The sequence below is a fragment of the Methyloversatilis thermotolerans genome (genome assembly GCF_000372885.1).
GTDB lineage: Bacteria > Pseudomonadota > Gammaproteobacteria > Burkholderiales > Rhodocyclaceae > Methyloversatilis > Methyloversatilis thermotolerans.
The window spans coordinates 3,329,904-3,355,153 of record NZ_KB889967.1 but is presented as its reverse complement, the minus strand read 5'-3'; the positions used below and the strand labels follow the sequence as shown (position 1 = coordinate 3,355,153).

The window sequence follows — 25,250 nt, the reverse complement described above, 5'->3', positions numbered from 1 at the left end:
CGGGCAGGCACGCCATCGGCTATCCTTGCGTACTGAACCTCCGGGACATTCCATGGCCACACTTCGCAACGACACCTTCCTGCGCGCGCTGCTGCGCCAGCCCACGGACCACACGCCGATCTGGCTGATGCGGCAGGCGGGTCGCTACCTGCCCGAGTACTGTGCGACGCGTCGGCGCGCCGGCAGCTTCCTGAACCTGTGCAAGTCGCCCGCCATGGCCTGCGAAGTGACGCTGCAGCCGCTGGAGCGCTTCCCGCTGGACGCCGCCATCCTGTTTTCCGACATCCTGACGGTGCCGGACGCCATGGGGCTGGGCCTGTATTTCGCCGAGGGCGAAGGGCCGAAGTTCGAACGTCCACTGCGTTCGGAAGAGGCCATCCGCGCGCTGGCGGCACCCGATCCCACGGTGGAGCTGTCGTACGTCATTGATGCGGTGAGTGAAATCCGCCGCGCCCTCGACGGGCGCGTGCCGCTGATCGGCTTTTCCGGCAGTCCGTGGACGCTGGCCTGCTATATGGTCGAAGGCGGGGCATCGGACGACTATCGGCATCTGAAGACGCTGATGCTGGACCGGCCGGAACTGTTGCACCACATGCTGGGCGTCACCGCCCAGGCGGTCACCGACTACCTGAATGCGCAGATCGAGGCGGGCGCGCAAGCCGTCATGGTGTTCGATTCATGGGGCGGCGCACTGTCGGCGCACGGCTATCGCGAGTTTTCGCTGGCCTACATGCAGCGCATCGTGCAGGGCCTGACACGGGAGAAGGACGGGCAGCGCGTGCCGGTCATCCTGTTTACCAAGGGCGGCGGACAGTGGCTGGAAATGCAGGCCGAAACCGGCGCCGACGCGCTCGGGCTGGACTGGACCACCGATATCGGCGAAGCCCGCCGGCGCGTGGGCGACAGGGTGGCGCTGCAGGGCAATTTCGATCCGACCGCGCTGTTCGCGCAGCCGGAAGGCATACGTGCGGAAGCACGCCGCATCCTTGACAGCTACGGCAATCATCCCGGCCATGTATTCAACCTGGGCCACGGCATATCGCAACACACACCGCCCGAGCACGTTGCCGCGCTGGTCGACGAGGTGCATCGCCACAGCCGCGCCATCCGGGGGCGATGAATCCAGGAACAGGGCGCGTACACGCCCTGTTTGCGTGCATGTCGTTTGCTTGAAGGGGTTGACTTATGCACAGTCGCCCTCACACGTCGCCTGCAAGCCAAAGTCCTGTTTGCCTCCGGACACCGCCCTGCCAACAGAATGATTTTCAAAGGAAAAATTTTTTCTTGACGGTGGGAATCTTTTTTGGTGAGCGTTCAGAAGTCCTGTATGACGGATTGCAACGAAGTTTCCCACAAAGTTATCCACAGCTTTTCGGGCAGCCAAAAACCTGCCGGATGAGTGTCTTGCACAGAGAAACGCCGAGTCTTGTTGAACGACATGACGCAAGCCACTGAATCCATTAACACTCGGCGCCAGAGCTTGGAAAGCACCGCAGCAAAACTGTCACAATCGTTGGTCGAGGTGGCCCTGCCCCGCCCCATTCCGGCGCTGTTCGACTACGACGCGCGCGATTTTCCCGATACCGAGCCGGGTGACCGCGTGAAAGTGCCCTTCGGGCGGAGCGAACTGTGGGGCATCGTATGGGGCCGCAAGGACGTGGGCGAGCTTGCGCCCGAGCGCATCAAGCCCCTGCTCGCGCTCGATCGCGCCACGCCGCCGCTGCCGGCGACCTGGCGCGCCCTGGTCGACTTCATCGCCGGTTATTACCAGCAACCGGTGGGCGAGGTCGCCGCGATGGCGGCACCGCCCGCCATCAGTGCACGGCGGGCGGAACGGGCGCTCCGCCGCTACCGGGTAACAGCGGCCGGACGGTCGGGCATGGACGATCTGCCGACGCGGGATGTAGGCCGCAAGCTCATCCAGGCCCTGATCGCGGCCGGCGAAATGTCGGAAGCCGAACTGTGCGCGCTGTCGACGCGCGCGCGGACAGCCATCGTCCGCCTGCTCGAACAGGGCTGGCTGGAGCCGGCCCAGCCTGCGGTCGCGGCCGAACCGGCCCATGTGCTGACCGAAGGACAGGCGGCGGCACTGGCTGCACTGCTGGGCGACAACGGGTACCGCGCCAGCCTGCTGCACGGCGTCACCGGCAGCGGCAAAACCGAGGTCTATCTGCGGCTGATCGAAGCGCAGATCGCCAACGACCGGCAAAGCCTGCTGCTGGTGCCGGAAATCGCGCTCACCCCGCAACTGCAGGCGCGCGTCGCCGCCCGCTTCCCGCGCGCCTGCCTGCACGTGATGCACAGTGAAATGAGCGATGGCGCGCGCGCCATGGCGTGGGCGGCGGCGCAGTCGGGCGAAGCGGACATCCTGCTCGGCACCCGGCTCGCGGTCTTCGCACCGCTGCCGCGCCTGGGCTGCATCATCCTGGACGAGGAGCACGATCCTTCGTTCCGTCAGACCGAGGGCGTACGCTATTCGGCACGCGATGTAGCGATCTGGCGCGCGCGTAACGAGAACGTGCCCATCGTGCTGGGCAGTGCCACCCCGTCTCTGGAGTCGCTGCGCCATGCCATGGACGGCCGCTATCGCTGGCTGCGCCTGAATGCGCGCGCCGGCGAGGCGAAGCTGCCCGCGGTGCACCTGGTGGACAGCCGCGTATTCCGCGCCACCGACGGTCTGAGCCAGCCCATGGTGAACGCCATAGAAAGCCGGCTGGCGCGCGGCGAACAGACCCTGCTTTTCATCAATCGCCGCGGCTACGCGCCGGTGCTGAGCTGCCCCGCCTGCGGCTGGGCTGCCGGCTGCACCCAGTGCAGCGCCCATCTGGTACTGCACGCGGCCGACCGCCGGCTGCGCTGCCACCATTGCGGCGCCGAAGGTCCGGTGCCGCCGGCCTGCCCGAAATGCGGCAACCAGGACATCCAGGGCTATGGCCGCGGCACGCAGCGGCTGGAGGAGACGCTGGCGCAGCGCTTCCCGCAGGCGCGGCTGCTGCGCATAGACCGCGACAATGTGCGCGGACGCGAACACTGGCAGTCCCAGCTCGACCTGATACGCCAGGGAGAGGTGGATCTGGTGGTCGGCACCCAGTTGCTGGCCAAGGGCCATGATTTTCCGCGCATCACGCTGGTGGGCGTGATCGGGGCCGATGCCTCGCTGCACGCCGCCGACTTCCGCGCGCAGGAAAGACTGTTCGCCCAGCTCATGCAGGTCGGCGGTCGGGCCGGACGCGGCGACAGCGCGGGCGAAGTGCTGATACAGACCGCGCAACCGGAACATCCCCTGTTCGCCGCGCTGGTCGCCCATGACTTCGATGGCTTCGCGCGCAGCCAGTTGGCCGAGCGCGCGCTGCTCGGCCTGCCGCCGCACGGCTTCCAGGCGCTGCTGAGCGCCGACGCGCCGGAACTGCCTGTGGCGCTTGAGTTCCTCGAGGCGGCACGACGCGCGGCGCGGGCCCTGCAGGTGGAAGGCGTGCAGATCTACGATGTGGTGCCGATGCGCATGGTCCGGCGCGCCAACCGCGAACGCGCCCAGCTCGTCGTCGAGTCGCGCAGCCGGCCCGCACTGCGCGCGCTGCTGCAGCCCTGGATCGCCAATCTGTACCGGCTGCGTCTGGCGCGCGGCCTGCGCTGGCATGTCGACGTGGATCCGGTGGACGTGTGACCGAAAGGACCTTCCGCCCCCGGACACGATGATGAAACGAGGGCAGGTGCGCGGGTCACCGCGAAAGCGGGCGCCGCGCAGCCGTTTTTACAATCAAGGACTTGCATCGATACCGGAACACCATGAGAGCCGACCAATTGCTTGTCGCACGCGGGCTTGCCCGCTCACGCACCGCCGCGCAGGGCCTGATCGCCGCCGGTCGGGTGAGCATGGTCGACGTGGCCGGACTGACGTCAGTGACCAAACCGGCGCAGGACATCCCGGACAGCGCCGAACTGCGGGTGCAGCCCGCGCCGGAAGACCGCTATGTGTCGCGCGGCGGACTCAAGCTCGCCGGCGCCCTGGCACGGACCGGCATCGATGTGGCGGGACAGGTGTGCCTGGACGTCGGCCAGAGCACCGGTGGCTTCACCGACTGCCTGCTGCAGCAGGGCGCGCAAGGCGTGGTCGGCGTGGATGTCGGCCATGGCCAGCTGGCCGCACGGCTGCGCGAAGATGCGCGCGTCACCTGTCTGGAACACCTGAATGCGCGCGCACTCGATGCGGCAATGCTGGGTCCGCACCTGCCGCCGCGTGGCTTCGACCTCATCGTGTGCGACGCCAGCTTCATTTCGCTCACGCTGCTGCTGCCGCGCTGGGCGGCACTGCTGGCAGCGCATGGACGGGTGCTTGCGCTGGTCAAACCGCAGTTCGAACTCGGACCCGACGCATTGGGCAACGGCGGCATCGTGCGCGATGCGGCACAATACCCTGCCCTGGAAGTGCGCATGCGCCGCTTCGCCGACGAGAACGGCCTGCGCACCCTGGACTATTTCGACAGCCCGATCACCGGCGGTGACGGCAACCGCGAGTTCTTCCTGTTCGCGGCCCGGCGCCCGGCCCCCGACCATCATGACTGACACTTCACAACGCGTCTGCAGCGTCGAATTCTTTCCTCCCGCCACCGAAGAGGGGGCGGAAAAGCTGCGTGCGACCCGTCGCCAGCTCAGGCAGCTCAATCCCGCCTTCTTTTCGGTCACCTACGGCGCGGGCGGCACCACGCGCGACCGCACACTGGACACCGTGCTGGAAATGAAGGCGGAAGGTCTGAATGCCGCACCTCATCTGTCCTGCATCGGGTCCACCCGGGACAACATCCGCTCCATCCTGCAGCGCTACCGCGACGAGGGCATCCACCACATCGTTGCGCTGCGCGGCGACCTGCCGTCGGGCGTGGTCGACCCGGGCGATTTCCGCTACGCCAACGAACTGGTGGAGTTCATCCGCACGGAAACCGGTGACTGGTTCCACATCGAGGTGGCGGCCTATCCGGAAGTGCATCCGCAGGCGCGCAATGCCGGCCGCGACCTGCAGAACTTCGTGCGCAAGATGCAGGCCGGTGCCGATTCGGCGATCACGCAGTACTTCTACAACACCGACGCCTACTTCGCCTTCGTCGATGACGCGCGTGCGCTCGGTGTCGATGCACCGATCTACCCCGGCATCATGCCGATTGCCAATTTCTCGAAAATTTCGCGCTTTTCGGAGGCCTGCGGCGCGGAAATCCCGCGCTGGATGCAGCGCAAGTTCGAAAGCTTCGGCGACGACGCCGCATCCGTGAAAGCCTTCGGCCTGGACGTGGTGACCACGCTGTGCGAACGGCTGCTCGCCGGCGGCGCGCCGGGCCTGCATTTCTACACGCTGAACCAGGCCGGACTCACGTCGACCATCTGGCAGCGGCTCGGCCTCTGAGCGGACGGAGCCCACCCATGCGCCTGTTCTCGGTACTTGCGGCACTCATCGCGCTGTTCGGCGGCTACACCTGGCTGGTGCTGAACTGGAGCTATTCCAGCGGCGAGCGCGCCGGCTACGTGCAGAAGTTTTCCAGCAAGGGCTGGATCTGCAAGACCTGGGAAGGCGAGCTGGCCATGGTGACCATGCCCGGCACGCTGACCGAGAAGTTCGAATTCAGCGTGCGCGATCCCGAAGTCGCGAAGAAACTCAATGAAAGCATGGGAAAGCGCGTGTCGCTTCATTACGAACAGCATATCGGTGTGCCCACCTCCTGCTTCGGCGAAACCCAGTATTTCGTCGACGATGTGCGCGTGGTCGATGTGCCGGATGCAGAACGATCGCTCATGCCGATGACGGCGCCTGCCGCGGTACCGGCAGAGTGAGCCGCTCGCCGCGCAGCCTTGCGCTGACCCTGGCCGGCCTGACGGCCATCGGTCCGTTCGCGATCGACACCTATCTGCCCGCCTTCCCGGCCATCGCCGCCGATCTGGGTGCCACCCGGCTCGAGGTGCAGCAGTCGCTCACCATCTATCTGGCTGCCTTCGCGCTGATGACGCTTTGGCACGGTGCGCTGGCCGACGCGCTGGGGCGGCGGCGCGTGGTGCTGTGGTCGCTGGCCATGTTCTTCATCACCTCGGTCGCCTGCGCGCTGGCCACGCAGATCGAACATCTGTGGATCGCGCGCGCGCTGCAGGGGGTGTGCGCCGGCGCCGGCATGGTGGTGGGACGCGCCGTCGTGCGCGATCTGTTCGACGGCCGCGAGGCACAGCGCCTGATGAGCACGATACAGCTGCTGTTCGCGCTGGCCCCGGCCGCGGCCCCCATCATAGGCGGCTGGGTGTACGGCCTGTTCGGCTGGCGCGCGGTATTCGGCTTTCTCGCGTTGTATGCCGCGGTGATGTGGGGAGTGTGCTGGTTCCGGCTGCCGGAAACGCTGGACCCGGCGCATCGGCGCAGTCTGCATCCGGTGAAGCTGGCGCGCGATTACCTGCACATGTATTCCAGTCCGGCGCTGCGCGCGCTGGTGATCGCGGTGTCGATGAACTTCGCCGGTTTCTTCCTGTACGTGATGTCGGCACCCGCCTTCCTGATCGATCACCTGGGCGTGTCGCCTCAGGGCTTCGCCTGGCTGTTCGGTCCGACCGTGGCGGGCATGATGACCGGTTCCTGGCTGTCGCGGCGACTCGCCGGCGGCATGCCGCAGGCCACGCAGTTGCGCATCGCCTACGCCATCATGCTTGCCGCGGCCTTCATCAATGTCGCGATGAATCTGCTGATGCCGGCGGCGCTGCCCTGGGCGGTACTGCCGATCGCGCTGTACAACGTGGGGCAGGCACTGGCCATGCCCATACTGTCGCTGCTGGCACTGGAACTGTTTCCCAGATCGCGCGGCATGGTGTCGTCCTGCCAGGCGTTCGCACAGTCGCTCACCAACGCCGCCGCCGCCGGACTGGTGGTGCCGCTGCTGTGGGGCGAACCGCTGCACCTGGCGTGCGGCATGGCCGGTTTCATCCTCGTCGGCTGGCTGGCCTGGCTGCGCTATCGCGCGAAGCATCCATGAGCGAGCGACGTTTCCAGGTACGCAGCCGCAGCGAGCACAATTTCTGGCTGCACGAGGTGTTCGACAGCAGCACCGGTCAGACCGTGCTGGAACCGCACACCGACCTGTCCTGGTGCTTCGATGGTGCGGCCCTGCTCGAATCCGGACTGAGCGTGGACGAAACGCTGGAACTGCTGGCGATCAGACCGGTGATACGCCAGTGCGGCTGCTGAAGAGCCGCCGCACCGTCACACCAGATCGAGACCGCTGGTGTTGAGGTTGCGGTCCTTCGCTTCCTTGCTGTTGAGCTTGATCTGCAGCCGCAGGTCGTTGACCGAATCGGCATTGCGCAGCGCGTCCTCGTAACTGATGCGACCGGCTTCGTACAGATCGAACAGCGCCTGGTCGAAGGTCTGCATGCCCAGTTCGCGCGAACGCTTCATCACGTCCTTGATGTCGCCGACATTGCCCTTGAAGATCAGATCGGCGATCAGCGGCGAATTCAGCATGATTTCGATCGCTGCCGCGCGACCCTTGCCTTCCTTCAGAGGCACCAGCCGCTGCGAAATCATCGCGCGCAGGTTCAGCGACAGATCCATCAGCAACTGTTCACGCTTGTTCTCCGGGAAGAAGTTGATGATGCGGTCTATCGCCTGGTTGGCGCTGTTGGCGTGCAGCGTGGCCAGGCACAGGTGGCCGGTTTCGGCGAACTGGATCGCGTGCTCCATCGTTTCGCGGTCGCGGATTTCACCCATCAGGATCACGTCGGGCGCCTGGCGCAGCGTGTTCTTCAGCGCGATTTCCCAGTCCGCGGTATCGAGCCCGACCTCGCGCTGGGTCACCACGCAGTTCTTGTGCTCATGCACGTACTCGATCGGATCCTCGATCGTAATGATGTGGCCGTAGCTGTTGGTATTGCGCCAGTCGACCAGGGCCGCCAGCGAGGTGGTCTTGCCGGTGCCGGTGCCGCCGACGAAGATGACCAGACCGCGCTTGGTCATCGCCACGTCCTTCAATACCGGCGGCAGGTTCAGTTCGTCCAGCGTGGGAATCTTGGAATTGATGGTGCGCAGCACCGCGCCGATCTTGCCCTGCTGCACGAAGGCATTCACGCGGAAGCGGCCGATGCCGGCCGGCGAGATCGCGAAATTGCATTCCTTGGTCGACTCGAATTCGGCCGCCTGGCGGTCGTTCATGATGGCGCGCGCCAGTTCGGCCGTGTGCTGCGGCGTGAGCGACTGGTTGGACTGCGGGATGATGCGGCCGTCGACCTTGATGGCGGGCGGAAATCCGGCGGTCACGAACAGATCCGAGCCGCGCTTGGTCACCATCAGGCGCAGCAGGTCGTACATGAATTTGAGGGCCTGGTCTCTTTCCATCTGCGCTCTCCGCGGGCGTGGGGTGTACTGTGTCCAGTGTAGCCGCTGTGGCGCATGTTCAGCCGGCGAACATATCCTTGTTCTGCGCACGGGTGCGCGCTTCGGCCGGGGAAATGACGTTGCGGCGAACCAGTTCGGTGAGGTTCTGATCCAGCGTCTGCATGCCCATCGCCTGACCGGTCTGGATGGCGGAATACATCTGCGCGATCTTGTTCTCGCGTATCAGGTTGCGGATGGCCGGGGTACCGATCATGATTTCGTGCGCCGCAACGCGACCACTGCCATCCTTGGTCTTGAGCAGGGTCTGCGAAATGACCGCGCGCAGCGACTCGGAGAGCATGGCGCGCACCATGTCCTTTTCCTCGGCCGGAAACACGTCGACGATACGGTCGATGGTTTTCGCGGCGCTGGAGGTGTGCAGCGTGCCGAACACCAGGTGACCGGTTTCGGCCGCGGTCAGCGCCAGCCGTATGGTTTCCAGGTCACGCATTTCGCCCACCAGGATCACGTCCGGATCTTCCCGCAGTGCCGAGCGCAGCGCATTCGAGAAACTGAGCGTGTGCGGCCCGACCTCGCGCTGGTTGATCAGGCAGCGCTTGGATTCATGCACGAACTCGATCGGGTCCTCGACGGTCAGGATATGGCCGTACTCGTTCTCGTTGATGTAATCGACCATGGCCGCCAGCGTGGTCGACTTGCCGGAGCCGGTCGGACCGGTCACCAGCACGATGCCGCGCGGCGTATTCGCGATGTCCTGGAAAATCTTGGGTGCCTTCAGGTCCTCCAGCGTGAGCACCTTGGACGGAATGGTGCGGAACACGGCGCCAGCGCCGCGGTTCTGCACGAAGGCATTGACCCGGAAGCGGGCGAGATTGGGCACCGCGAACGAGAAGTCGCACTCCAGGTGCTCCTCGTACACCTTGCGCTGGGTGTCGTTCATGATGTCGTAGATCATGCCGTGCACGTCCTTGTGCTCCATCGGCGGCAGATTGATCCGGCGCACGTCGCCATGCACGCGGATCATCGGCGGCAGACCGGCCGAGAGGTGCAGGTCGGACGCCTTGTTCTTGACGGAAAACGCGAGCAGTTCGGTGATGTCCATGGCGGGTCTCCATCGTTGGCGGGCCGTGACGGGCCACTATAATCCGAAGAAATTCAGGGCATTATGATGAGTGTTTCAGACAACCTGCAAGCCATTCGGCACCGTATCTCCGAAGCGGCGCGCGCCTGTGGCCGCGACGCTGCCGACATCCTGCTGCTGGCGGTGAGCAAGACCAAACCCGATGCGGACATCATTGCCGCCCACGCGGCCGGCCAGACCGCCTTCGGTGAGAACTACGTACAGGAAGGCTGCGACAAGGCGCAACGGCTGACCGAGGCCGGGCTGAAGCTGGACTGGCATTTCATCGGCCCGATCCAGAGCAACAAGACGCGGCCGGTGGCCACCTGGTTCGACTGGGTGCATTCGATAGACCGCGAAAAGATCGCCTCCCGATTGTCCGAACAGCGCGACGCACACCGCCCGCCACTCAATGTATGCATTCAGGTCAACGTCAGCGGCGAAACATCGAAGAGCGGCGTCGCTCCGGATGAACTGCCGGCACTGGCGGACGCCGTCGCCCGGCTGCCGCGGCTGGCATTGCGCGGATTGATGGCCATTCCCGAGCCGACCGACGATGCCGCCCTGCAGCGCCGCCGTTTTGCCCATTTACGGCAGTTGAGGGACGAACTGAACGCGCGCGGTCACGCGCTGGACACCCTGTCCATGGGCATGTCGCAAGACCTCGAGGCCGCCATCGCCGAAGGCGCCACCCTCGTACGCGTCGGCAGCGCGCTGTTCGGCGCGCGGAGCTGACCGCCCGGTTCGTCATCGCGCGCCGGCGACGGCACGCTTGCGCATGCAGCCGCCACGCATGCCCGCGCACCACCTTCGAAAGGCTTTTCCATGCTGCACTGCTATGCCCTGGTTGACGGACGACTGTCGCACATTGCCGACGATGCGGTGGATGCGTCGCTGGACCGCATCGTCTGGATAGACGCGGTGTCTCCGGACGCCAAGGAAACGGTCTGGCTGCTGGAACAGGCCGGCATAGGCGTCGATGCGCCGGACGACGACGCCGACATCGAGGCGAGTGCCCGCGCCTTCATCGACGAGAACGGCGCCCTGCATCTGCGCACCGACATGCTGATCGGCCGCGCCAGCAGCTACACCACAGAGGCCTTGCGCTTCGTGATCGGTCGGCAACGGCTGGTCAGCCTGCACGACGAGGACCTGCCCATCATGCGGCTGCTGCGGCTGCGCAGCCGGGCGCGTCCGGGTCGCGTCACCCAGCCGACCGACATCGTGGTCGAACTGTTCGCGCTCGATGTCGAACAGTCCGCCGACGCGCTCGAGGACATCTACGCCGAGCTGGAATCGGTCAGTGCGCGCGTGCTCGGCGAACAGCGCGGCTCGGACGAGGATGCGGCCGAAAGCATCACCCGCCTCGCGCGCAACGAAGACCTGAACGGCACGATACGCCGCAACCTGATGGATACACGGCGCGCGCTGTCCTGGCTCATGCGCGAGCACCGTCTGAGCAAGGCCCAGACCGACCAGGTGAAGCAGATCCTGCGCGACATCGAGTCGCTGAACGGCCACACCGCTTTCATCTTCGACAAGATCAACTTCCTGATGGATGCCATCATCGGCTTCATCAACCTGAACCAGAACAAGGTGGTGAAGATCTTTTCGGTCGCCTCGGTCGCCATGCTGCCTCCCACGCTCATTGCCAGCATCTATGGCATGAATTTCGAATACATGCCGGAGCTGCGGCAGAGCTGGGGCTATCCGTTTTCGCTGGTGCTCATGGCCCTCAGCGTCGCGCTGCCGTTCTGGTACTTCCGGCGCAAGGGATGGCTGAAATGACCGCGCGGGCCGCGCAATCGTGATCATTTCCTTGGCATGACCTGCCGGAGCAGGCCGACAATGCAGGTGACCCGCTTCGTGGCGACCGCCGGACTCACCATGGACAGACATTCACGGAATTCCGCATCGGCCTGGCATCGGACACTGAACCGACGGGCCGCAACGGGTGCACTGTGCGCCGTGCTCACCGGCGCACTGGTGCTCGGTTTCATGTGGGACATGGGGCGGCCCACCGCACCGGTCGGCGAGCTGTCCAGGCAGATGGCCGCACCCCGCGCACCGACGCCCACCCCGCTGTCTCCGCCCGCCGCGGCGGCCATAGTCGCGCCGCTGGCCACCCGGTCCACCGTACCGGCCTCCGGCATCCATCGCTGCGTTGACGGCGCACGCGTGATCTATGCCGACCGCCCCTGCGGCGCCAACAGCGTAGCAGTCGCCCTGCCGGCACCAAGTGCCGGGCTGCAGCCCGATCGAAGCTATGCCGAACAGTTGGCACGCGTGCGCGCCGAGCGGGCCCGGAATGCCGCCCCCCGACCGATGGCGCAGGTGAGCGCCGTGCCGGTCCGCGACGAAGGGACGCGCTGCGCCGCCATCGACGCGAGCATCCGGCAGATCGACGCCACCACCCGGCAGGCGCTGACAGTGCCGATGGCCGAGTACTACCGGGCGCAGCGACGTGCCCTGATGGACGAACGCTTTTCCATCGGCTGCAATGGCTGAACCGGGGTGGTCGGCCGCGCTCGCGGTACACTCCGCTTTCACGCCGTCCGCCAAGCTTCCCCGTGCCCATTCACGACTACCTGATCCACCCCACCATTTCGCCGATCGCTTTCGAGATCGGACCGCTGGCCGTGCGCTGGTACGGTCTCATGTATCTGGTCGCCTTCGTCGCCTTCATGCTGCTGGGCCGCGTGCACGCGCGACGCATGGCCGCGCAGGGCGTGGCGACGCTGGATGCGAAGCAGATCGACGATCTGCTGTTCTATGGCGTGCTGGGCGTGGTGCTGGGCGGCCGTCTCGGCTATGTGCTGTTCTACAAGCCGGCTTACTACCTCGAACACTGGATGGAAATACCGGCCGTGTGGTCGGGCGGCATGAGCTTTCACGGCGGCTTTCTCGGTGTTCTGGTGGCCTGCGCGCTGTTCGCGCGGCGCATGGACTGGCGCTTCCTGCAGCTCACCGATTTCATCGCGCCGCTGGTGCCGCTCGGGCTTGCGGCGGGCCGGCTGGGAAATTTCATCAATGCCGAACTGGTAGGCCGGGTGACCGATGTGCCCTGGGCCATGATCTTCCCGAGCGTGGACATGCTGCCGCGCCATCCTTCCCAGCTCTACCAGTTCGCCGGCGAAGGGCTGGCACTGTTCGCGCTGCTGTGGTGGTATGCGCGCCAGCCGCGCCCGGTGGCCGCGGTATCGGCCATGTTCCTGATCGGCTACGGCTGCTTCCGCTTCCTGGCCGAATTCGGCCGCGAACCGGATGATTTCCTGGGTCTGCTGGCAGGCGGTCTGTCCATGGGACAGTGGTTGAGCCTGCCCATGATCGTTGCCGGCGTCGTCATGATGGTGCTGGCCCATCGCCAGAAAGGAGCCCGTCCATGAATCGTCCCTTCCGCATACTCGGCCTGCAGCAGATCGCCATCGGCGGGCCGGATCGCATGAAGTTGCGCACTCTGTGGGTGGACCTGTTCGGCCTCGGGCTGGAGGGCGACTTCACGTCGGAACGCGAGAACGTGGTGGAGGACATCGCGGTGCTCGGCCGAGGCGCGCACCGGGTCGAGGTGGACCTGATGCAGCCGCTGGATCCGGCCAGGAAGCCGCGGGTGGACGAACCACCGCTCAATCACGTCGGCCTGTGGGTGGACGACCTGCCGCGTGCGGTGGAATGGCTCACCGCCCAGGGTCTGCGCTTTGCGCCCGGCGGCATACGGCGCGGCGCGGCCGGACACGACATCGTTTTCGTCCATCCGCGCGGCAACGAACAGTTTCCGCTGTGCGGCGAGGGCGTGCTGATCGAACTGGTGCAGGCGCCGCCCGACGTGATCGTGGCACTGACTCAGTAGCGCGGCATCGAGTTATCGACCTGGGTGGCCCAGGCGTCCACGCCACCGGCCAGGTTGTAGACCTGACCGAATCCGTTGCGCTCCAGGAACATGGCCACCTGCATCGAGCGGCCACCATGGTGGCAGACGCACACGACAGGCTGGTCCGGGTCCAGCGCATCGATCTGCGACGGTACGGTGTTCATCGGCATGAGCCGGGCGCCATCGATGTGGCAGATGGCCCACTCCTGCTGTTCCCGCACATCCAGCAGTTGCGGCTTGTCGCGGCTGTCATCGGCCAGCCAGGCCGCCAGGTCGGTCACGGAAAGCTGCTGCATCGCCAGTCCCTTCAGAAAACGAAGCGCTGGGCGCCGCGCGCGTTCTTCAGCGTGGGCACCACGGTTTCGAACAGCACTTCGCTGCTCTGGCTGCCGTCTGCATTGAGCTTGATCAGGGTGCAGTGCATCAGCGGATCTTCGCCGATGAAAGCGACCAGACGACCGCCCGGACGCAGCTGGGCGACCAGTTCCTGCGGCAACACCGGCAGTCCGCCGGACACCACGATGACATCGTAGGGCGCATGGACCGGCCAGCCAGTCGCGGCATCGCCCACTTCGACGCGCACGTTCAGCGCACCGGCGGCGGTCAGGCTCTCGCGCGCCTTCTGCGCAAGCGCAGGGTCGATCTCGACCGAGGTCACCTGGCTGGCGCGTGCGCCCAGCAAGGCGGCCATATAGCCGGAACCGGTGCCGATCTCGAGCACGCTGTCGGTGCTGCGCACTTTCAGCTCCTGCATCACGCGCGCCTCGATCTTGGGTTCCAGCATGGATGCGCCATGACCAAGCGGGATGGCGGTGTCGACGAAAGCCAGCTCGCGCAGCGCGGGCGGCACGAAAAGTTCACGCTTCACGATGAACAGCAGGTCGAGCACGTCCTGGTCCAGCACGTCCCACGGCCGGATCTGCTGTTCCACCATATTGAAGCGAGCCTGTTCGATATCCATGAGTCCATCCCCTGAAAGAAGCCGCAATTGTAGCGTGACGCAATGCGGCAGAAACGGGCATTGCGCATGGCCTATCATGTCCGGGCCCACAAGGCAGAACACGCGCTACGGTACCCCCGAAAGGAGTCCAGATGGACCACGACGCGCCATCCTCGCTGCACACCACACCGCTGCACCCGCTGCATGTCGCGGCCGGTGCCCGCATGGTGCCCTTCGCTGGCTGGGACATGCCGGTCCAGTACGCGGCAGGCATCGTGCAGGAGCATCTGCACACACGCGCCCATGCCGGTCTGTTCGACGTGTCCCACATGGGCCAGATCGACGTTTCCGGCACCGGCGCAGCGGCCTGGCTGGAATCGCTCACCACCGCCGATCTGGTCGGTCTGGCGGACGGACGCCAGACCTACACGCTCATGCCCAACACGGCCGGCGGTCTGATCGATGACCTGATGATCCAGCGCCTCGGCGACTTCTTCCATGTCGTGTGCAACGCGTCGCGGCGGGCTGCCGTGCTGGCGCAGTTCAACGCGCACCCTCCCGGCGCCGACTGTACCTGGACAGTGCGCGAGGACCGCGCACTGCTCGCACTGCAGGGACCGGATGCGCAAGCTGTTCTGCAGCCGTACGGCGATCTGCCCGGCATGCGCTTCCTCGACGTGCGCACCTTCCCGCAGGACCTGCGGGTGAGCCGCAGCGGCTATACCGGCGAGGACGGTTTCGAGATTTCGCTGCCGGCCGTGGCGGCCCCGGCCTTCGCCACGCGCCTGCTGGAACATCCTCATGTCCGCTGGATCGGCCTCGGCGCGCGCGACACGCTGCGCCTGGAAGCCGGCATGTGCCTGTACGGCAACGATATCGACGAACGGACGACGCCGGTGGCCGCCTCGCTGGGCTGGGCGGTGGCCCCGGCACGGCGCGCCGGCAGCGGGCGGGCGGGTGGCTTTCCAGGAGCCGCGGCCATCCTGGGCGAGTTCGTCACGCCACCGTCTCGCATGCGCGTCGGCCTGCTGCCGGAAGGTCGTGCGCCCCAACGCGCCGGCAGCACGGTGACCGATGCCGACGGACGCGAGCTCGGTATCGTCACCAGCGGCAATCACAGCCCGTCGCTGGGCCGGCCGATCGCGATGGCCTCCATCGAGCGTGCAGCGAAGGCAGCCGGCACCGCCCTGTTCATCGAATCACGCGGGCAGCGGGTGCCTGCCGCGCTGACCGCATTGCCCTTCGTGCCCCACCGCTATACGCGCTGAATGCTGTACTCGACTCCGGTGGCGCCGTCGATGCGACGGACCGCCGGTACCTTGTGAAAAGGGCCGCCACAAGCGGTCCGGAAAGGACAGTTGAACATGGAAAAGCGTCCCACCCTGGAAGCACTCGAAGATCGCGGTGACTTCATTCGCCGGCATATCGGTCCGGACGAGCGCGATCTCGCGGTCATGCTTGCCGCGCTGGATGTGGCCAGTCTGGACGCACTGATCGACCAGACCATCCCGTCCGACATCCTGCTCGATCAGCCGCTCAACCTGCCGCCACCGCGCTCGGAACGCGTGGTCGACGATGCGCTGCGCCGCATGTTCGCGCGCAACGAACTGCACACCAGTCTGATCGGCATGGGCTATCACGACACCATCACGCCCAATGTCATCAAGCGCAACGTGCTGGAGAACCCGTCCTGGTACACCGCCTACACGCCCTACCAGGCGGAAATTTCGCAGGGCCGGCTGGAAGCCTTGCTGAACTTCCAGCAGATGGTGATCGATCTGACCGGCCTGCCGGTCGCCAATGCGTCGCTGCTGGACGAGGCGACCGCCGCCGCCGAGGCAATGACCATGGCGCATCGCATTTCCAGGGTGAAGTCGCCGCGCTTCATCGTCGATGCCGATACCCATCCGCAGACGCGGGCGGTGGTGCGCACACGCGCCGAGCCGCTGGGCATCGAAGTGGTGGAGTGCGATCCGTGGGCCGGCGTGGACGGCGAGTATTTCGGGCTACTGCTGAGCTACCCGGGCTCCAGCGGCCGCCTGCGCGACCCGGCGCCGGTGATCGCGGCTGCGCGTGCCGCAGGCGCACTGTCGGCGGTGGCGGCCGACCCGCTGGCGCTGGTGCTGCTGAAGGAGCCCGGAACCACGGGCGAGGACGGTCTGGGCGCCGACATCGTGCTGGGCAGCGCGCAGCGCTTCGGCGTGCCCATGGGCTACGGCGGTCCGCACGCGGCCTTTTTCGCCTGCCGCGACGAACACAAGCGGCAGATGCCCGGTCGCATCATCGGCGTGTCCACAGATGCCGCCGGCCGCCCGGCGCTGCGCATGGCATTGCAGACACGCGAGCAGCACATACGGCGGGAAAAGGCGAACAGCAATATCTGCACCGCCCAGGTGCTGTTGGCGGTGATCGCCGCCTTCTACGCCGTATATCACGGCCCGCAGGGACTGCGCACCATCGCCGAGCGTGTGCACCGCATGGCGGTGCTGTTCGCGCACGGTCTGCGCGCGCTGGGCTTCACCGTGGTCCATGACTGCTTCTTCGACACGGTGCAGGTGCGCGTACCGGGCATCGCCCGCCGCATCGCCGCGCGGGCCCGCGCGGCCGGATTCAATCTGCACGTGATCGATGCCGACCACCTGTCCGCCGCGTTCGACGAAACGTCGCGCCGCAGCGAACTGAAGCTGTTGCTGTCGGTATTCGCGACCCGCGCCGACACGCTGCTCGATCTCGGCCGCATGGATTCCGGGGCAACCGACTGCATACCGGATGCACTGCGGCGGCGTACGCCGGTGCTCACCCACCCGGTGTTCCAGCGCTATCACTCGGAAACCGAAATGATGCGCTACATGCGCAGGCTGGCCGCGCGCGACATCGCGCTGGACCGCTCGATGATCCCGCTCGGCTCATGCACCATGAAGTTGAACGCGACGACGGAAATGGTGCCGGTGAGCTACCGCCTGTTCGCTGCGCTGCATCCGTTCGCGCCGCTGGAACAGGCCCAGGGTTACCAGCAGTTGTTCGAGGAACTGGAAGAGCGGCTGTGCGAAATCACCGGCTTCGCCGCCATGTCCTTCCAGCCGAACGCCGGTTCCCAGGGTGAGTACGCCGGACTGCTGGTGATCCGCAAGTATCACCGGACGCGTGGCGAGGGTCATCGCGTCGTGTGCCTGATTCCGGCATCGGCGCACGGCACCAACCCGGCCAGCGCCGTGCTCGCCGGCATGGAGGTGGTGGTCGTGGACTGCGACGCGCACGGCAATGTGGACCGCGACGATCTGGCGGCCAAGGCGGCGCTGCACGCCGACAGGCTGGCCGCGCTCATGATGACCTACCCGTCCACGCACGGCGTGTTCGAGGAAGGTGTGCGCGACATCTGCGCACTCATCCATGCGCATGGCGGCCAGGTGTACATGGATGGCGCCAACATGAATGCCATGGTCGGACTGGTGCGCCCGGCGGACATCGGCTTCGACGTGTGCCACCTGAATCTGCACAAGACCTTCTGCATTCCGCACGGCGGCGGCGGACCGGGCATGGGGCCGATAGGTGTGGCGCCGCACCTCGCCCCCTTCCTGCCCGACCACCCGGTGGTACAGGGCGTGAACCCGGTTGCGGGCGCGGCCGGCACCATAGGCACGATATCCGCCGCGCCCTGGGGTTCGGCCGGCATACTGCCCATCGTGTGGGCCTATATCGCGCTGATGGGCGCGGCCGGACTGAAGCGTGCAACCCAGGTCGCCATCCTGAATGCGAATTACATCGCGCACCGGCTGGCGCCACACTACCCCGTCCTGTACAGCGGCAAGCGCGGGCGTGTCGCGCACGAATGCATCGTCGACCTGCGGCCGCTGAAGGACAGCAGCGGCGTGACGGTGGAGGATGTGGCGAAGCGACTGATGGATTACGGCTTCCATGCGCCCACCATTTCCTTCCCGGTGCCCGGCACCATGATGATTGAACCGACCGAAAGCGAGAACCGCGCGGAGATCGATCGCTTCTGCGATGCGATGATCGCCATCCGCGGCGAGATCGCGGACATCGAAGCCGGCCGCGCCGACCGCGAGGACAATCTGCTCAAGCACGCACCGCACACGCACGACCTGCTGATCGCCGACGAATGGGCGCGCCCGTACAGCCGGCGCGCCGCCTTCTTCCCTTGTGCGTCGCCGGACCGCGACAAGTACTGGCCGCCGGTGGCGCGGGTGGACAACGTGGCCGGTGACCGTCATCTGGTGTGCACCTGCCCGCCTCTGTCGGCCTATGCGCACGACGAGTGAAGGCGGCCCGCCTTGCCTGCGCACGCGCCTGCGTGCGGCTTGACCTCGCTCAAGCCGCACGGGTGAGGTGGCGGCTATCTTGATCGCCCGCCACTTACGAACCTTCCGCCATGCCGTCAACGGTCGAGCCCGCCACCGATCTCCCGCACGCTGAATCCTTTGCGCGCAGTGGCCTGAAGCTGCTGCACCTGGCCGGACGCCGCCTGCTGCCCATCGTGCAGGGCGGCATGGGTGTCGGCGTGTCGGCGCACAGGCTGGCGGGTACCGTCGCGCAGCAGGGTGGCGTGGGCACGATATCGTCGGTCGACCTGCGCCGTCACCATCCCGATCTGATGGACGCGACACGCGGTCTGCATGGCGAGGCGGCGAAGGCTCGCATCGATGCCGCCAACGTCGAGGCGCTCGGCCGCGAAATCCGCGCCGCGCGCGCCCTTTCCGGCGGACACGGAATGCTCGCAGTGAACGTGATGCGCGCGATCAGCGCCTATGCCTCGCATGTGAAGACCGCGCTCGAATGCGGCATCGACGCCGTGGTGGTCGGTGCCGGCCTGCCTCTGGATCTGCCCGATCTGGCGCGCGAACACCCGAAGGCCGCGCTCATCCCCATCCTGTCGGATGCGCGCGGCGTCCACCTGCTGCTGCGCAAGTGGGAACGCAAGCAGCGCATGCCGGACGCCATCGTGCTGGAACACCCCGGCTGGGCCGGCGGCCACCTGGGCGCGGCACGCATCGAGGACACGCACGACGCGCGTTTCGAGTTCGAGCGCGTGGTACCGGAGACGCTGGACGTGCTGCACCGGGCCGGCCTGGCCGATACGGTGCCGCTCATCGTCGCCGGCGGCCTGCGTTCGAACGAGGACATCCGCCGCATGCAGGCGCTGGGCGCCTCTGCGGTTCAGTTTGGTACCGCCTTTGCGGTCACCGAGGAATGCGATGCCGACGACACCTTCAAGCGCGTGCTGGCCGGCGCGAGCGAGGACGACCTGGTCGAATTCACCAGCGTGGCCGGCCTGCCGGCGCGGGCGGTGCGCACACCCTGGCTGCAGAAATACCTGTCGTTGATCGAACGCACACAGGCGGCAGCGCATCCCAAGTCACGCTGTGCGAAGCACTTCGACTGCCTGGCCCAGTGCGGCCTGCGCGACGGCCTGAAGGGCTGGGGGCAGTTCTGCATCGACCACCAACTCGCGGCCGCGATGCGCGGCGACGTCAGGACCGGGCTGTTCTTCCGCGGCCGCGGCACGCTGCCCTTCGGCAACCAGATCCGCAGCGTGCGTGCGTTGTTCGATCACCTGCTCACGCCGGTCTGCGCCACCGCGTGATCAGCGCGTGCAGGGCCATGCCGGCCAGCATGGCCAGCACGAAGGTGTCGGCGGCGGCCGAGTCGAGACCGAGCGACACCAGGGCCGGGCCGGGGCAGTAACCGGCCAGCCCCCATCCGACACCGAAAGCCAGACTGCCCAGCACGAGCGGGGCGTCGATGCGGTGTGCCGTCGGCAATACCAGGGCATCGCCCGACCAGGCACGGCTGCGACGCCTTGCCACGGTGAACGCCGGCAGCGCAAGCGCGATGGCCCCGGCCATCACCAGCGCAAGAGACGGGTCCCATTCCCCTGCCAGGTCCAGAAAGCCGATCACCTTGGCGGGTTGGGCCATGCCCGACAGCAACAGGCCGACGCCGAACAGCAGACCGGCAGCGAGAGCGATCACGACCTGCATGTTCAAGCTCCGGACAGAAGATGACGCACCGCGTAGACGGTGGCGAAGCCCGCGCCCATGAAGACCAGCGTCGCCGCCAGCGAGCGCGGCGAAAGGCGCGACAGCCCGCACACGCCGTGGCCGCTGGTGCATCCCGAGCCGTAGCGGGTACCGACACCGACCAGCAGTCCGGCCAGCACGATGACCTCTGTGCCGGCCACCGGCGGCACCGCGGGCAGGGGCAGGAACAGTCCCCACAGCACGGGGGCGGCGATCAGGCCGATCAGGAAGGCCAGGCGCCAGCGCGTATCCGGGCTGCGCGGTACGAACAGGCCGCCAAGTATGCCGCTGATGCCGGCGATGCGGCCGGCTCCCAGTATCAGCAGCGCGGCGGACAGACCGATCAGCGCGCCACCGGCCAGCGCGGACCATGGGGTGAAGGCATGCCAGGCAATCGTCATGGGGCGACTCCATCGGACTCGTTGCAGAAGCGCGCGTGCAAGGTGCGCAACAGGGCCAGCGCGTCGTCGCTGGCGATGCGGTAATGGATGTACTTGCCGTCGCGTCGCGTATCCACCAGGCCTTCGCGACGCAGCACCCCAAGCTGCTGGGACAGCGTGGGCTGCACGATGCCCAGCCTGGCTTCCAGTTCACCCACCGTGTGCTCGCCACCGCTGAGCTGGCACAGCAGCACCAGCCTGTCCTCGTGGGCGAGCGCTCGCAGCAGGGCACAGGCCCGCGACGCCCGGGTACGCAGTTCATCGAGAGCTGGCCGATCCATGCATTCAATATACCAATCTATATATTGTTTTTCAATCAATTGTTACTGCCCGACTGCGTCGAATGACTTATTGCCGCAGCGCCTCGCCGAAGCGAGCATGCGGCGCATCCGCCACATACGGGTTTTCGCCATGATCACGCTGCGTCAGCTCTACCGTTATCCGATCAAGGGCCTGTCGGCCGAGCCCATGGACCAGGTCGCATTGCGCGCCGGCGAGGGACTGCCGCTCGACCGCGTCTATGCCATCACCAATGGCGGCTGGGACTACGATCCGGCGACCTACCAGCCCCGTCCCAAGACCGATTTCATCGCCCTCATGTCGCATGCAGCGCTGGCGGCGCTGACCACGCATCTGGACGACGAGGCGCGCCGGCTCACCGTGCGCGACGCCAGTGGCGAATGTCTGGAAGTGGACCTGGATGACGCCGGTGGCTGCGCCGACTTCGCCCGCTTCGTCTATGGCCGGCTGGACGCCCGTTTCGAGGCGCCGCCCGCTTTCGTCGCCGGCGAAGGTTTCCGCTTCACCGATGTGAGCGTGCTGTCGCATGGCATGATGAACGCCGTGTCCCTGATCAATCTGGCCACGGTGCGCCACATGGGCGAAGAATGGGGCGTGGAGCTCGACCCTCTGCGCTTTCGCGCCAACCTCTATATCGATGGCGCGGCCCCCTGGGAAGAGGCGGGCTGGCTGGACCGCGAACTGAGCATCGGCGAAGTGCGCTTCAAAGTGGTGATGCGTACGCCGCGCTGCGCCGCCACCAGCGTGAACCCGCAGACGGCCCTGCGCGACATGAATCTGCCGGCCACCATGATGGAACGCTACGGACATCGCGACCTGGGCGTCTATCTGCAGGTCGTGCGGGGCGGCTCGATCGCACCGGGTGCCGAACTGGTGATCGCCTGACAGGCGTTCGAAGCCGGTTCCTCCGCCCGGTCGGAACCGCCTGCGGATCATGCCCCGGCACGCCTGTAGGAATCGTCCGGCAGCGCAGTGATGGCACCGGCCGCTATCTTTCGCAGGTCCCAAGGGGGAGTAGCTCCAACCGCTGTGTCGTCATTCCGATCCGCCCACCGGGCGATCCGGCACACCGGGCGCCGCGCCGTGCAAGACGGCACGGCGCGAGCAAGACCTTTGCCGCGATGGCAAAGGTCGTTCCGGTCCGCCGGTCGGTCCGTGCGCCAGCGCATGGACCGGGGTGCCGCAGACGCGGCACGAGGCAGACACTCGACGGAACTCTTCTGATGGAAACAATAGGCACCTGGTGGATGTGGGCCGGCTTCTTCGGCATCGTCCTCGTCATGCTGGCGATCGACCTGTTCGTGGTCGGTGGCGGCAAGCAACATCGCGTGAGCGTCAAGGAAGCGGCCATCTGGTCGGGCATCTGGGTCAGCGTATCGATGGCCTTCGCCGGCTTGCTGTGGTGGTATCTCGCCGGCAGCGCCGGCCGGGCGGTCGCCGACCAGAAAGCGCTCGAATATCTGACCGGCTACGTGATCGAGAAGTCGCTTGCCATCGACAATGTGTTCGTATGGCTCATGCTGTTCAGCTTCTTCCACATTCCGCTCGAACTGCAGAAGCGCGTGCTGGTGTACGGCGTACTGGGCGCCATCGTCATGCGCACCGGCATGATTTTCGCGGGCGCCTGGCTCATCACCCAGTTCCACTGGCTGCTGTACGTGTTCGGCGCCTTCCTGCTGGTCACCGGCGTCAAGATGTGGTTCATGGCCGAGCACCAGCCCGACCTGGAGCGGAATCCGGTCATCCGCTGGATACGCGGCCACATGAAGGTGACCGACCGGCTCGAGGGCGAGCGCTTCTTCGTGATGAAGGAAGAAGGCGGCCGCATGGTGCGCTATCTGACGCCGCTGTTCCTGGTGCTGGTGCTGGTCGAGCTGACCGACCTCATCTTCGCGGTGGATTCCATCCCGGCCATCTTCGCCATCACCACCGACCCCTTCATCGTGCTCACCTCGAACGTATTCGCCATCCTCGGCCTGCGCTCGATGTACTTCTTGCTGGCCGACATGGCCGACCGCTTCTCGCTGCTGAAGTACGGTCTGGCGCTGGTGCTGGTATTCGTCGGCGCCAAGATGCTGCTGATCGATCTGGTGAAGATTCCCATCCTGCTGTCCCTGGGTGTGGTCGCCACCCTCATCGCCGCATCGGTCGTGCTGTCCTTGCGTCGCGGGCCGCCGTCCCGGTCCGCACCCGCGACGCAGGACTGACGCAGCGGTCGCCCGACCTGGCCGTCCCGCTTGCTCACGATCAAGCGGGACCTGCCGAATACAGGCATGCTGCGCACTGACGGGCGCCGCATCCGGTGTCATCGGAGCGGGTCCTTGCGGAGGAGCATGAATGCCGATGGACGATGGCGCAGACAAACGTGTACTCAGACGTGCGCTGGCGGCCCAGCGCGTGTTCTCGCAGCTCGATCCCGCGGCGCGCGAGGCGCTGCTGGACGGGACACAGATCGTCGTCCTCGACGGTGATGCGACGATAGACGGCGAGGCCCTCTACATGGTGATCGACGGCCGCATTTCGCTCGTTCACACGGAACAGGCGTGTACTGCGAAGCTGGGGCCGGGCGATCTGTTCGGCCACGGCACGCCGGCCACCGTACCCGACCCCTGGTCGGTCAGGGCGGACCGCGCAACGCTGGCCCGTATCGGGGCTGCCGACATCGACGCAGCATGCGCCAGCCAGCCGGTATTGCAGGCCTTCCTCACGCTGCGGGGTTCAGGGCCGCCCCCCCGCGGCAACGACCCCTTGCTCAACCTGATGACCACGCCGGTACGCGCGCTCGCGCGCAGAGCACCGGTAACGGTTGCGCCCGGCACGCCCGTGCGCGATGCCGCACGGCTGATGGCGGAACATCGTGTGTCATCCGCACTGCTCGTGAAGGACGGACAACTGGTGGGCGTGGTGACCGACCGCGACCTGCGCAGCCGCGTCATCGCCCAGGGTGTGGACACCGGGCGTCCGGTGATCGACGTCGCAAGCACCGCCCCCATCACCATGGACCTGCGCAAACCGGCTTTCGAAGCACTGCTGCTGATGGCGCGCCACAACATCCATCACGTGCCCCTCATGGATGGCTCGACCGTGGCGGGCATGGTCAGCGCGACCGACCTGAGTCCGCAGCACAGTACGTCGGCAGTCTATCTGGCCGGCGACATCTATCGCCAGCAGGACGTCGCCGGTCTGATCGAAGCGGCGTCGCGCGTGCGCAGCCTGCAGCAGGCGCTGGCCGCAGCCGGTGCTTCGGCCTACAGCACCGGCCACATCATCACCGCGATTACCGACGCGATCACGCGCCGCCTGCTGCAGCTCGCCGAAGCACGCTTCGGCGCGCCGCCGGTCGACTACGTGTGGGTCGCGGCCGGGTCGCAGGCACGCAGCGAACAGACCGCCAAGTCGGACCAGGACAACTGCCTGGTGCTCGACGATGCCTATGACGAGGCAAGGCATGGCGAGTACTTCCGGCAGTTCGCCACCTGGGTGTGCGACGGCCTGGATGCCTGCGGCTATGTCCATTGCCCGGGCGACATGATGGCCATGACCGACCAGTGGCGACAGCCACGCACTCGATGGCTGAACTACTTCGACCGCTGGACCGCCCAGCCCGAACCCAAGGCGCTCATGCTCACCTGCGTGTTCTTCGATCTGCGCGCGATCGGGGGACGCAGCGAGCTGCTGGATGCGCTGCGCGCCGAGGTGCTCGCACGGACACGCGGCAACCGCCTGTTCCTGGCTCACATGGTGGGCAATGCGCTCACCCACACGCCGCCACTGGGCCTGTTCCGTTCGCTGTCGGTGCAGCGCAGCGGCGAGCACAAGGGTACGCTGGACCTGAAGCATGGCGGCATCGTGCCGGTGGTCGATCTGGCACGCGTGTATGCGCTGGCAGGCGGGCATGAGGCCGTGAACACCCACGACCGCCTGGCCATCGCGGCGGACAGTGGCGAAATCAGCGCGCAGAGCGCACGCGACCTGAGCGATGCACTCGAATTCATCGCCACGCTGCGCATCCGGCACCAGGCGCGCCAGATCGCACAGGGCGTGGGCGCCGACAACCATGTGTCGCCGGACGAACTGTCGAATTTCGAACGCAGCCAGCTCAAGGATGCATTCTCGGTGGTGCAGACGCTGCAGAGCGTGCTCGGCCAGCGCTACCAGGGACTGCGTCGCTGAGCACAGCGGGTGCGG

General features: G+C 66.5%; 25 protein-coding genes. 18 read left to right on the top strand and 7 right to left on the bottom strand.

Translation table 11 applies throughout. The annotated features are described in order from the left end of the window. The first annotated feature begins 52 nt into the window (after positions 1 to 52). From hemE to A3Q7_RS0115280, 7 genes are all read left to right on the top strand, one after another. Positions 53 to 1,120 carry a uroporphyrinogen decarboxylase gene (gene hemE / locus A3Q7_RS0115310; RefSeq protein ID WP_018412781.1) on the top strand — a complete coding sequence of 356 codons (1,068 nt, stop codon included), beginning with the start codon at positions 53 to 55 and terminating at the stop codon, positions 1,118 to 1,120. 360 nt (positions 1,121 to 1,480) lie between these two features. Then, entirely contained in the window at positions 1,481 to 3,664 is a 2,184-nt protein-coding gene (locus tag A3Q7_RS0115305) for a primosomal protein N' (protein ID WP_018412780.1), read from the top strand. A gap of 122 nt (positions 3,665 to 3,786) precedes the next feature. Then, complete coding sequence (locus A3Q7_RS0115300; RefSeq protein ID WP_018412779.1) at positions 3,787 to 4,563, top strand: TlyA family RNA methyltransferase; 777 nt, start codon at positions 3,787 to 3,789, stop codon at positions 4,561 to 4,563. After that, the gene (gene metF, locus A3Q7_RS0115295; protein ID WP_018412778.1) at positions 4,556 to 5,395 is read left to right on the top strand and encodes a methylenetetrahydrofolate reductase [NAD(P)H]; all 840 of its coding nucleotides are present in this window, start codon (positions 4,556 to 4,558) and stop codon (positions 5,393 to 5,395) included. Before A3Q7_RS0115300 ends, metF begins: the two co-directional genes overlap by 8 nt. Positions 5,396 to 5,412: 17 nt before the next feature. Then, positions 5,413 to 5,820, top strand: a complete 408-nt coding sequence (locus A3Q7_RS0115290; RefSeq protein ID WP_018412777.1) for a hypothetical protein — start codon at positions 5,413 to 5,415, stop codon at positions 5,818 to 5,820. Continuing rightward, on the top strand, positions 5,817 to 6,998 hold the full coding sequence (locus tag A3Q7_RS0115285) for a multidrug effflux MFS transporter (RefSeq protein ID WP_018412776.1): 1,182 nt from the start codon (positions 5,817 to 5,819) through the stop codon (positions 6,996 to 6,998). The genes A3Q7_RS0115290 and A3Q7_RS0115285 overlap by 4 nt, the downstream gene beginning before the upstream one ends. Then, positions 6,995 to 7,210, top strand: coding sequence for a hypothetical protein (locus A3Q7_RS0115280; RefSeq protein ID WP_018412775.1), 216 nt, complete (start codon positions 6,995 to 6,997; stop codon positions 7,208 to 7,210). Before A3Q7_RS0115285 ends, A3Q7_RS0115280 begins: the two co-directional genes overlap by 4 nt. A 15-nt stretch (positions 7,211 to 7,225) precedes the next feature. On the opposite strand, the gene A3Q7_RS0115275 is transcribed toward A3Q7_RS0115280, so the two are convergent. Both A3Q7_RS0115275 and A3Q7_RS0115270 read right to left on the bottom strand, forming a co-directional pair. Further along, positions 7,226 to 8,356: a PilT/PilU family type 4a pilus ATPase gene (locus tag A3Q7_RS0115275; RefSeq protein ID WP_026224889.1), complete on the bottom strand. Its 1,131-nt coding sequence runs from the start codon at positions 8,354 to 8,356 to the stop codon at positions 7,226 to 7,228. A gap of 58 nt (positions 8,357 to 8,414) precedes the next feature. Next, complete coding sequence (locus A3Q7_RS0115270; RefSeq protein ID WP_018412773.1) at positions 8,415 to 9,458, bottom strand: type IV pilus twitching motility protein PilT; 1,044 nt, start codon at positions 9,456 to 9,458, stop codon at positions 8,415 to 8,417. Positions 9,459 to 9,521: 63 nt separating this feature from the next. On the opposite strand from A3Q7_RS0115270, the gene A3Q7_RS0115265 reads away from it, so the two are divergent. From A3Q7_RS0115265 to A3Q7_RS0115245, 5 genes are all read left to right on the top strand, one after another. Beyond that, the gene (locus A3Q7_RS0115265) at positions 9,522 to 10,211 is read left to right on the top strand and encodes a YggS family pyridoxal phosphate-dependent enzyme (protein ID WP_018412772.1); all 690 of its coding nucleotides are present in this window, start codon (positions 9,522 to 9,524) and stop codon (positions 10,209 to 10,211) included. 90 nt (positions 10,212 to 10,301) lie between these two features. Further along, complete coding sequence (gene corA / locus A3Q7_RS0115260) at positions 10,302 to 11,264, top strand: magnesium/cobalt transporter CorA (RefSeq protein WP_018412771.1); 963 nt, start codon at positions 10,302 to 10,304, stop codon at positions 11,262 to 11,264. A gap of 99 nt (positions 11,265 to 11,363) precedes the next feature. After that, complete coding sequence (locus tag A3Q7_RS19970; RefSeq protein ID WP_077231409.1) at positions 11,364 to 11,984, top strand: hypothetical protein; 621 nt, start codon at positions 11,364 to 11,366, stop codon at positions 11,982 to 11,984. Positions 11,985 to 12,046: 62 nt separating this feature from the next. Beyond that, positions 12,047 to 12,862 (top strand): prolipoprotein diacylglyceryl transferase, encoded by an 816-nt coding sequence (gene lgt, locus A3Q7_RS0115250; protein WP_018412769.1) that lies wholly within the window; start codon positions 12,047 to 12,049, stop codon positions 12,860 to 12,862. Continuing rightward, positions 12,859 to 13,323 (top strand): VOC family protein, encoded by a 465-nt coding sequence (locus A3Q7_RS0115245; RefSeq protein WP_018412768.1) that lies wholly within the window; start codon positions 12,859 to 12,861, stop codon positions 13,321 to 13,323. Before lgt ends, A3Q7_RS0115245 begins: the two co-directional genes overlap by 4 nt. Here A3Q7_RS0115245 and A3Q7_RS0115240 read toward each other — a convergent pair. Both A3Q7_RS0115240 and A3Q7_RS0115235 read right to left on the bottom strand, forming a co-directional pair. Beyond that, complete coding sequence (locus tag A3Q7_RS0115240) at positions 13,317 to 13,640, bottom strand: rhodanese-like domain-containing protein (protein WP_018412767.1); 324 nt, start codon at positions 13,638 to 13,640, stop codon at positions 13,317 to 13,319. The two genes, A3Q7_RS0115245 and A3Q7_RS0115240, sit on opposite strands and share 7 nt — an antisense overlap. Before the next feature lie 11 nt (positions 13,641 to 13,651). Then, positions 13,652 to 14,305 (bottom strand): protein-L-isoaspartate O-methyltransferase family protein, encoded by a 654-nt coding sequence (locus A3Q7_RS0115235; protein WP_018412766.1) that lies wholly within the window; start codon positions 14,303 to 14,305, stop codon positions 13,652 to 13,654. Between the two features lie 131 nt (positions 14,306 to 14,436). Here A3Q7_RS0115235 and gcvT point away from each other — a divergent pair, with 131 nt between their 5' ends. The 3 genes from gcvT (at position 14,437) to A3Q7_RS0115220 (ending at position 19,886) form a co-directional block, all read left to right on the top strand. Next, positions 14,437 to 15,552 carry a glycine cleavage system aminomethyltransferase GcvT gene (gene gcvT, locus A3Q7_RS0115230; protein WP_018412765.1) on the top strand — a complete coding sequence of 372 codons (1,116 nt, stop codon included), beginning with the start codon at positions 14,437 to 14,439 and terminating at the stop codon, positions 15,550 to 15,552. 96 nt (positions 15,553 to 15,648) lie between these two features. Then, on the top strand, positions 15,649 to 18,564 hold the full coding sequence (gene gcvP / locus A3Q7_RS0115225) for an aminomethyl-transferring glycine dehydrogenase (RefSeq protein ID WP_018412764.1): 2,916 nt from the start codon (positions 15,649 to 15,651) through the stop codon (positions 18,562 to 18,564). A gap of 110 nt (positions 18,565 to 18,674) precedes the next feature. Continuing rightward, the gene (locus A3Q7_RS0115220; RefSeq protein ID WP_018412763.1) at positions 18,675 to 19,886 is read left to right on the top strand and encodes an NAD(P)H-dependent flavin oxidoreductase; all 1,212 of its coding nucleotides are present in this window, start codon (positions 18,675 to 18,677) and stop codon (positions 19,884 to 19,886) included. Here A3Q7_RS0115220 and A3Q7_RS0115215 read toward each other — a convergent pair. Genes A3Q7_RS0115215 through A3Q7_RS0115205 form a run of 3 tightly spaced genes read right to left on the bottom strand, consistent with a single transcriptional unit; the run spans position 19,861 to position 21,043 of the window. Continuing rightward, positions 19,861 to 20,283, bottom strand: a complete 423-nt coding sequence (locus tag A3Q7_RS0115215) for a DUF6691 family protein (RefSeq protein WP_018412762.1) — start codon at positions 20,281 to 20,283, stop codon at positions 19,861 to 19,863. The two genes, A3Q7_RS0115220 and A3Q7_RS0115215, sit on opposite strands and share 26 nt — an antisense overlap. A 2-nt stretch (positions 20,284 to 20,285) precedes the next feature. Next, positions 20,286 to 20,723, bottom strand: coding sequence for a YeeE/YedE family protein (locus A3Q7_RS0115210; protein ID WP_018412761.1), 438 nt, complete (start codon positions 20,721 to 20,723; stop codon positions 20,286 to 20,288). Further along, positions 20,720 to 21,043 carry an ArsR/SmtB family transcription factor gene (locus tag A3Q7_RS0115205; RefSeq protein ID WP_018412760.1) on the bottom strand — a complete coding sequence of 108 codons (324 nt, stop codon included), beginning with the start codon at positions 21,041 to 21,043 and terminating at the stop codon, positions 20,720 to 20,722. The genes A3Q7_RS0115210 and A3Q7_RS0115205 overlap by 4 nt, the downstream gene beginning before the upstream one ends. Before the next feature lie 130 nt (positions 21,044 to 21,173). Here A3Q7_RS0115205 and A3Q7_RS0115200 point away from each other — a divergent pair, with 130 nt between their 5' ends. From A3Q7_RS0115200 to A3Q7_RS0115190, 3 genes are all read left to right on the top strand, one after another. Continuing rightward, the gene (locus tag A3Q7_RS0115200) at positions 21,174 to 21,947 is read left to right on the top strand and encodes an MOSC domain-containing protein (protein ID WP_026224888.1); all 774 of its coding nucleotides are present in this window, start codon (positions 21,174 to 21,176) and stop codon (positions 21,945 to 21,947) included. Positions 21,948 to 22,285: 338 nt separating this feature from the next. After that, entirely contained in the window at positions 22,286 to 23,269 is a 984-nt protein-coding gene (locus A3Q7_RS0115195; RefSeq protein ID WP_040570699.1) for a TerC family protein, read from the top strand. A gap of 130 nt (positions 23,270 to 23,399) precedes the next feature. Then, on the top strand, positions 23,400 to 25,235 hold the full coding sequence (locus A3Q7_RS0115190) for a putative nucleotidyltransferase substrate binding domain-containing protein (protein WP_018412757.1): 1,836 nt from the start codon (positions 23,400 to 23,402) through the stop codon (positions 25,233 to 25,235). The last annotated feature ends 15 nt before the right edge of the window (positions 25,236 to 25,250 follow it).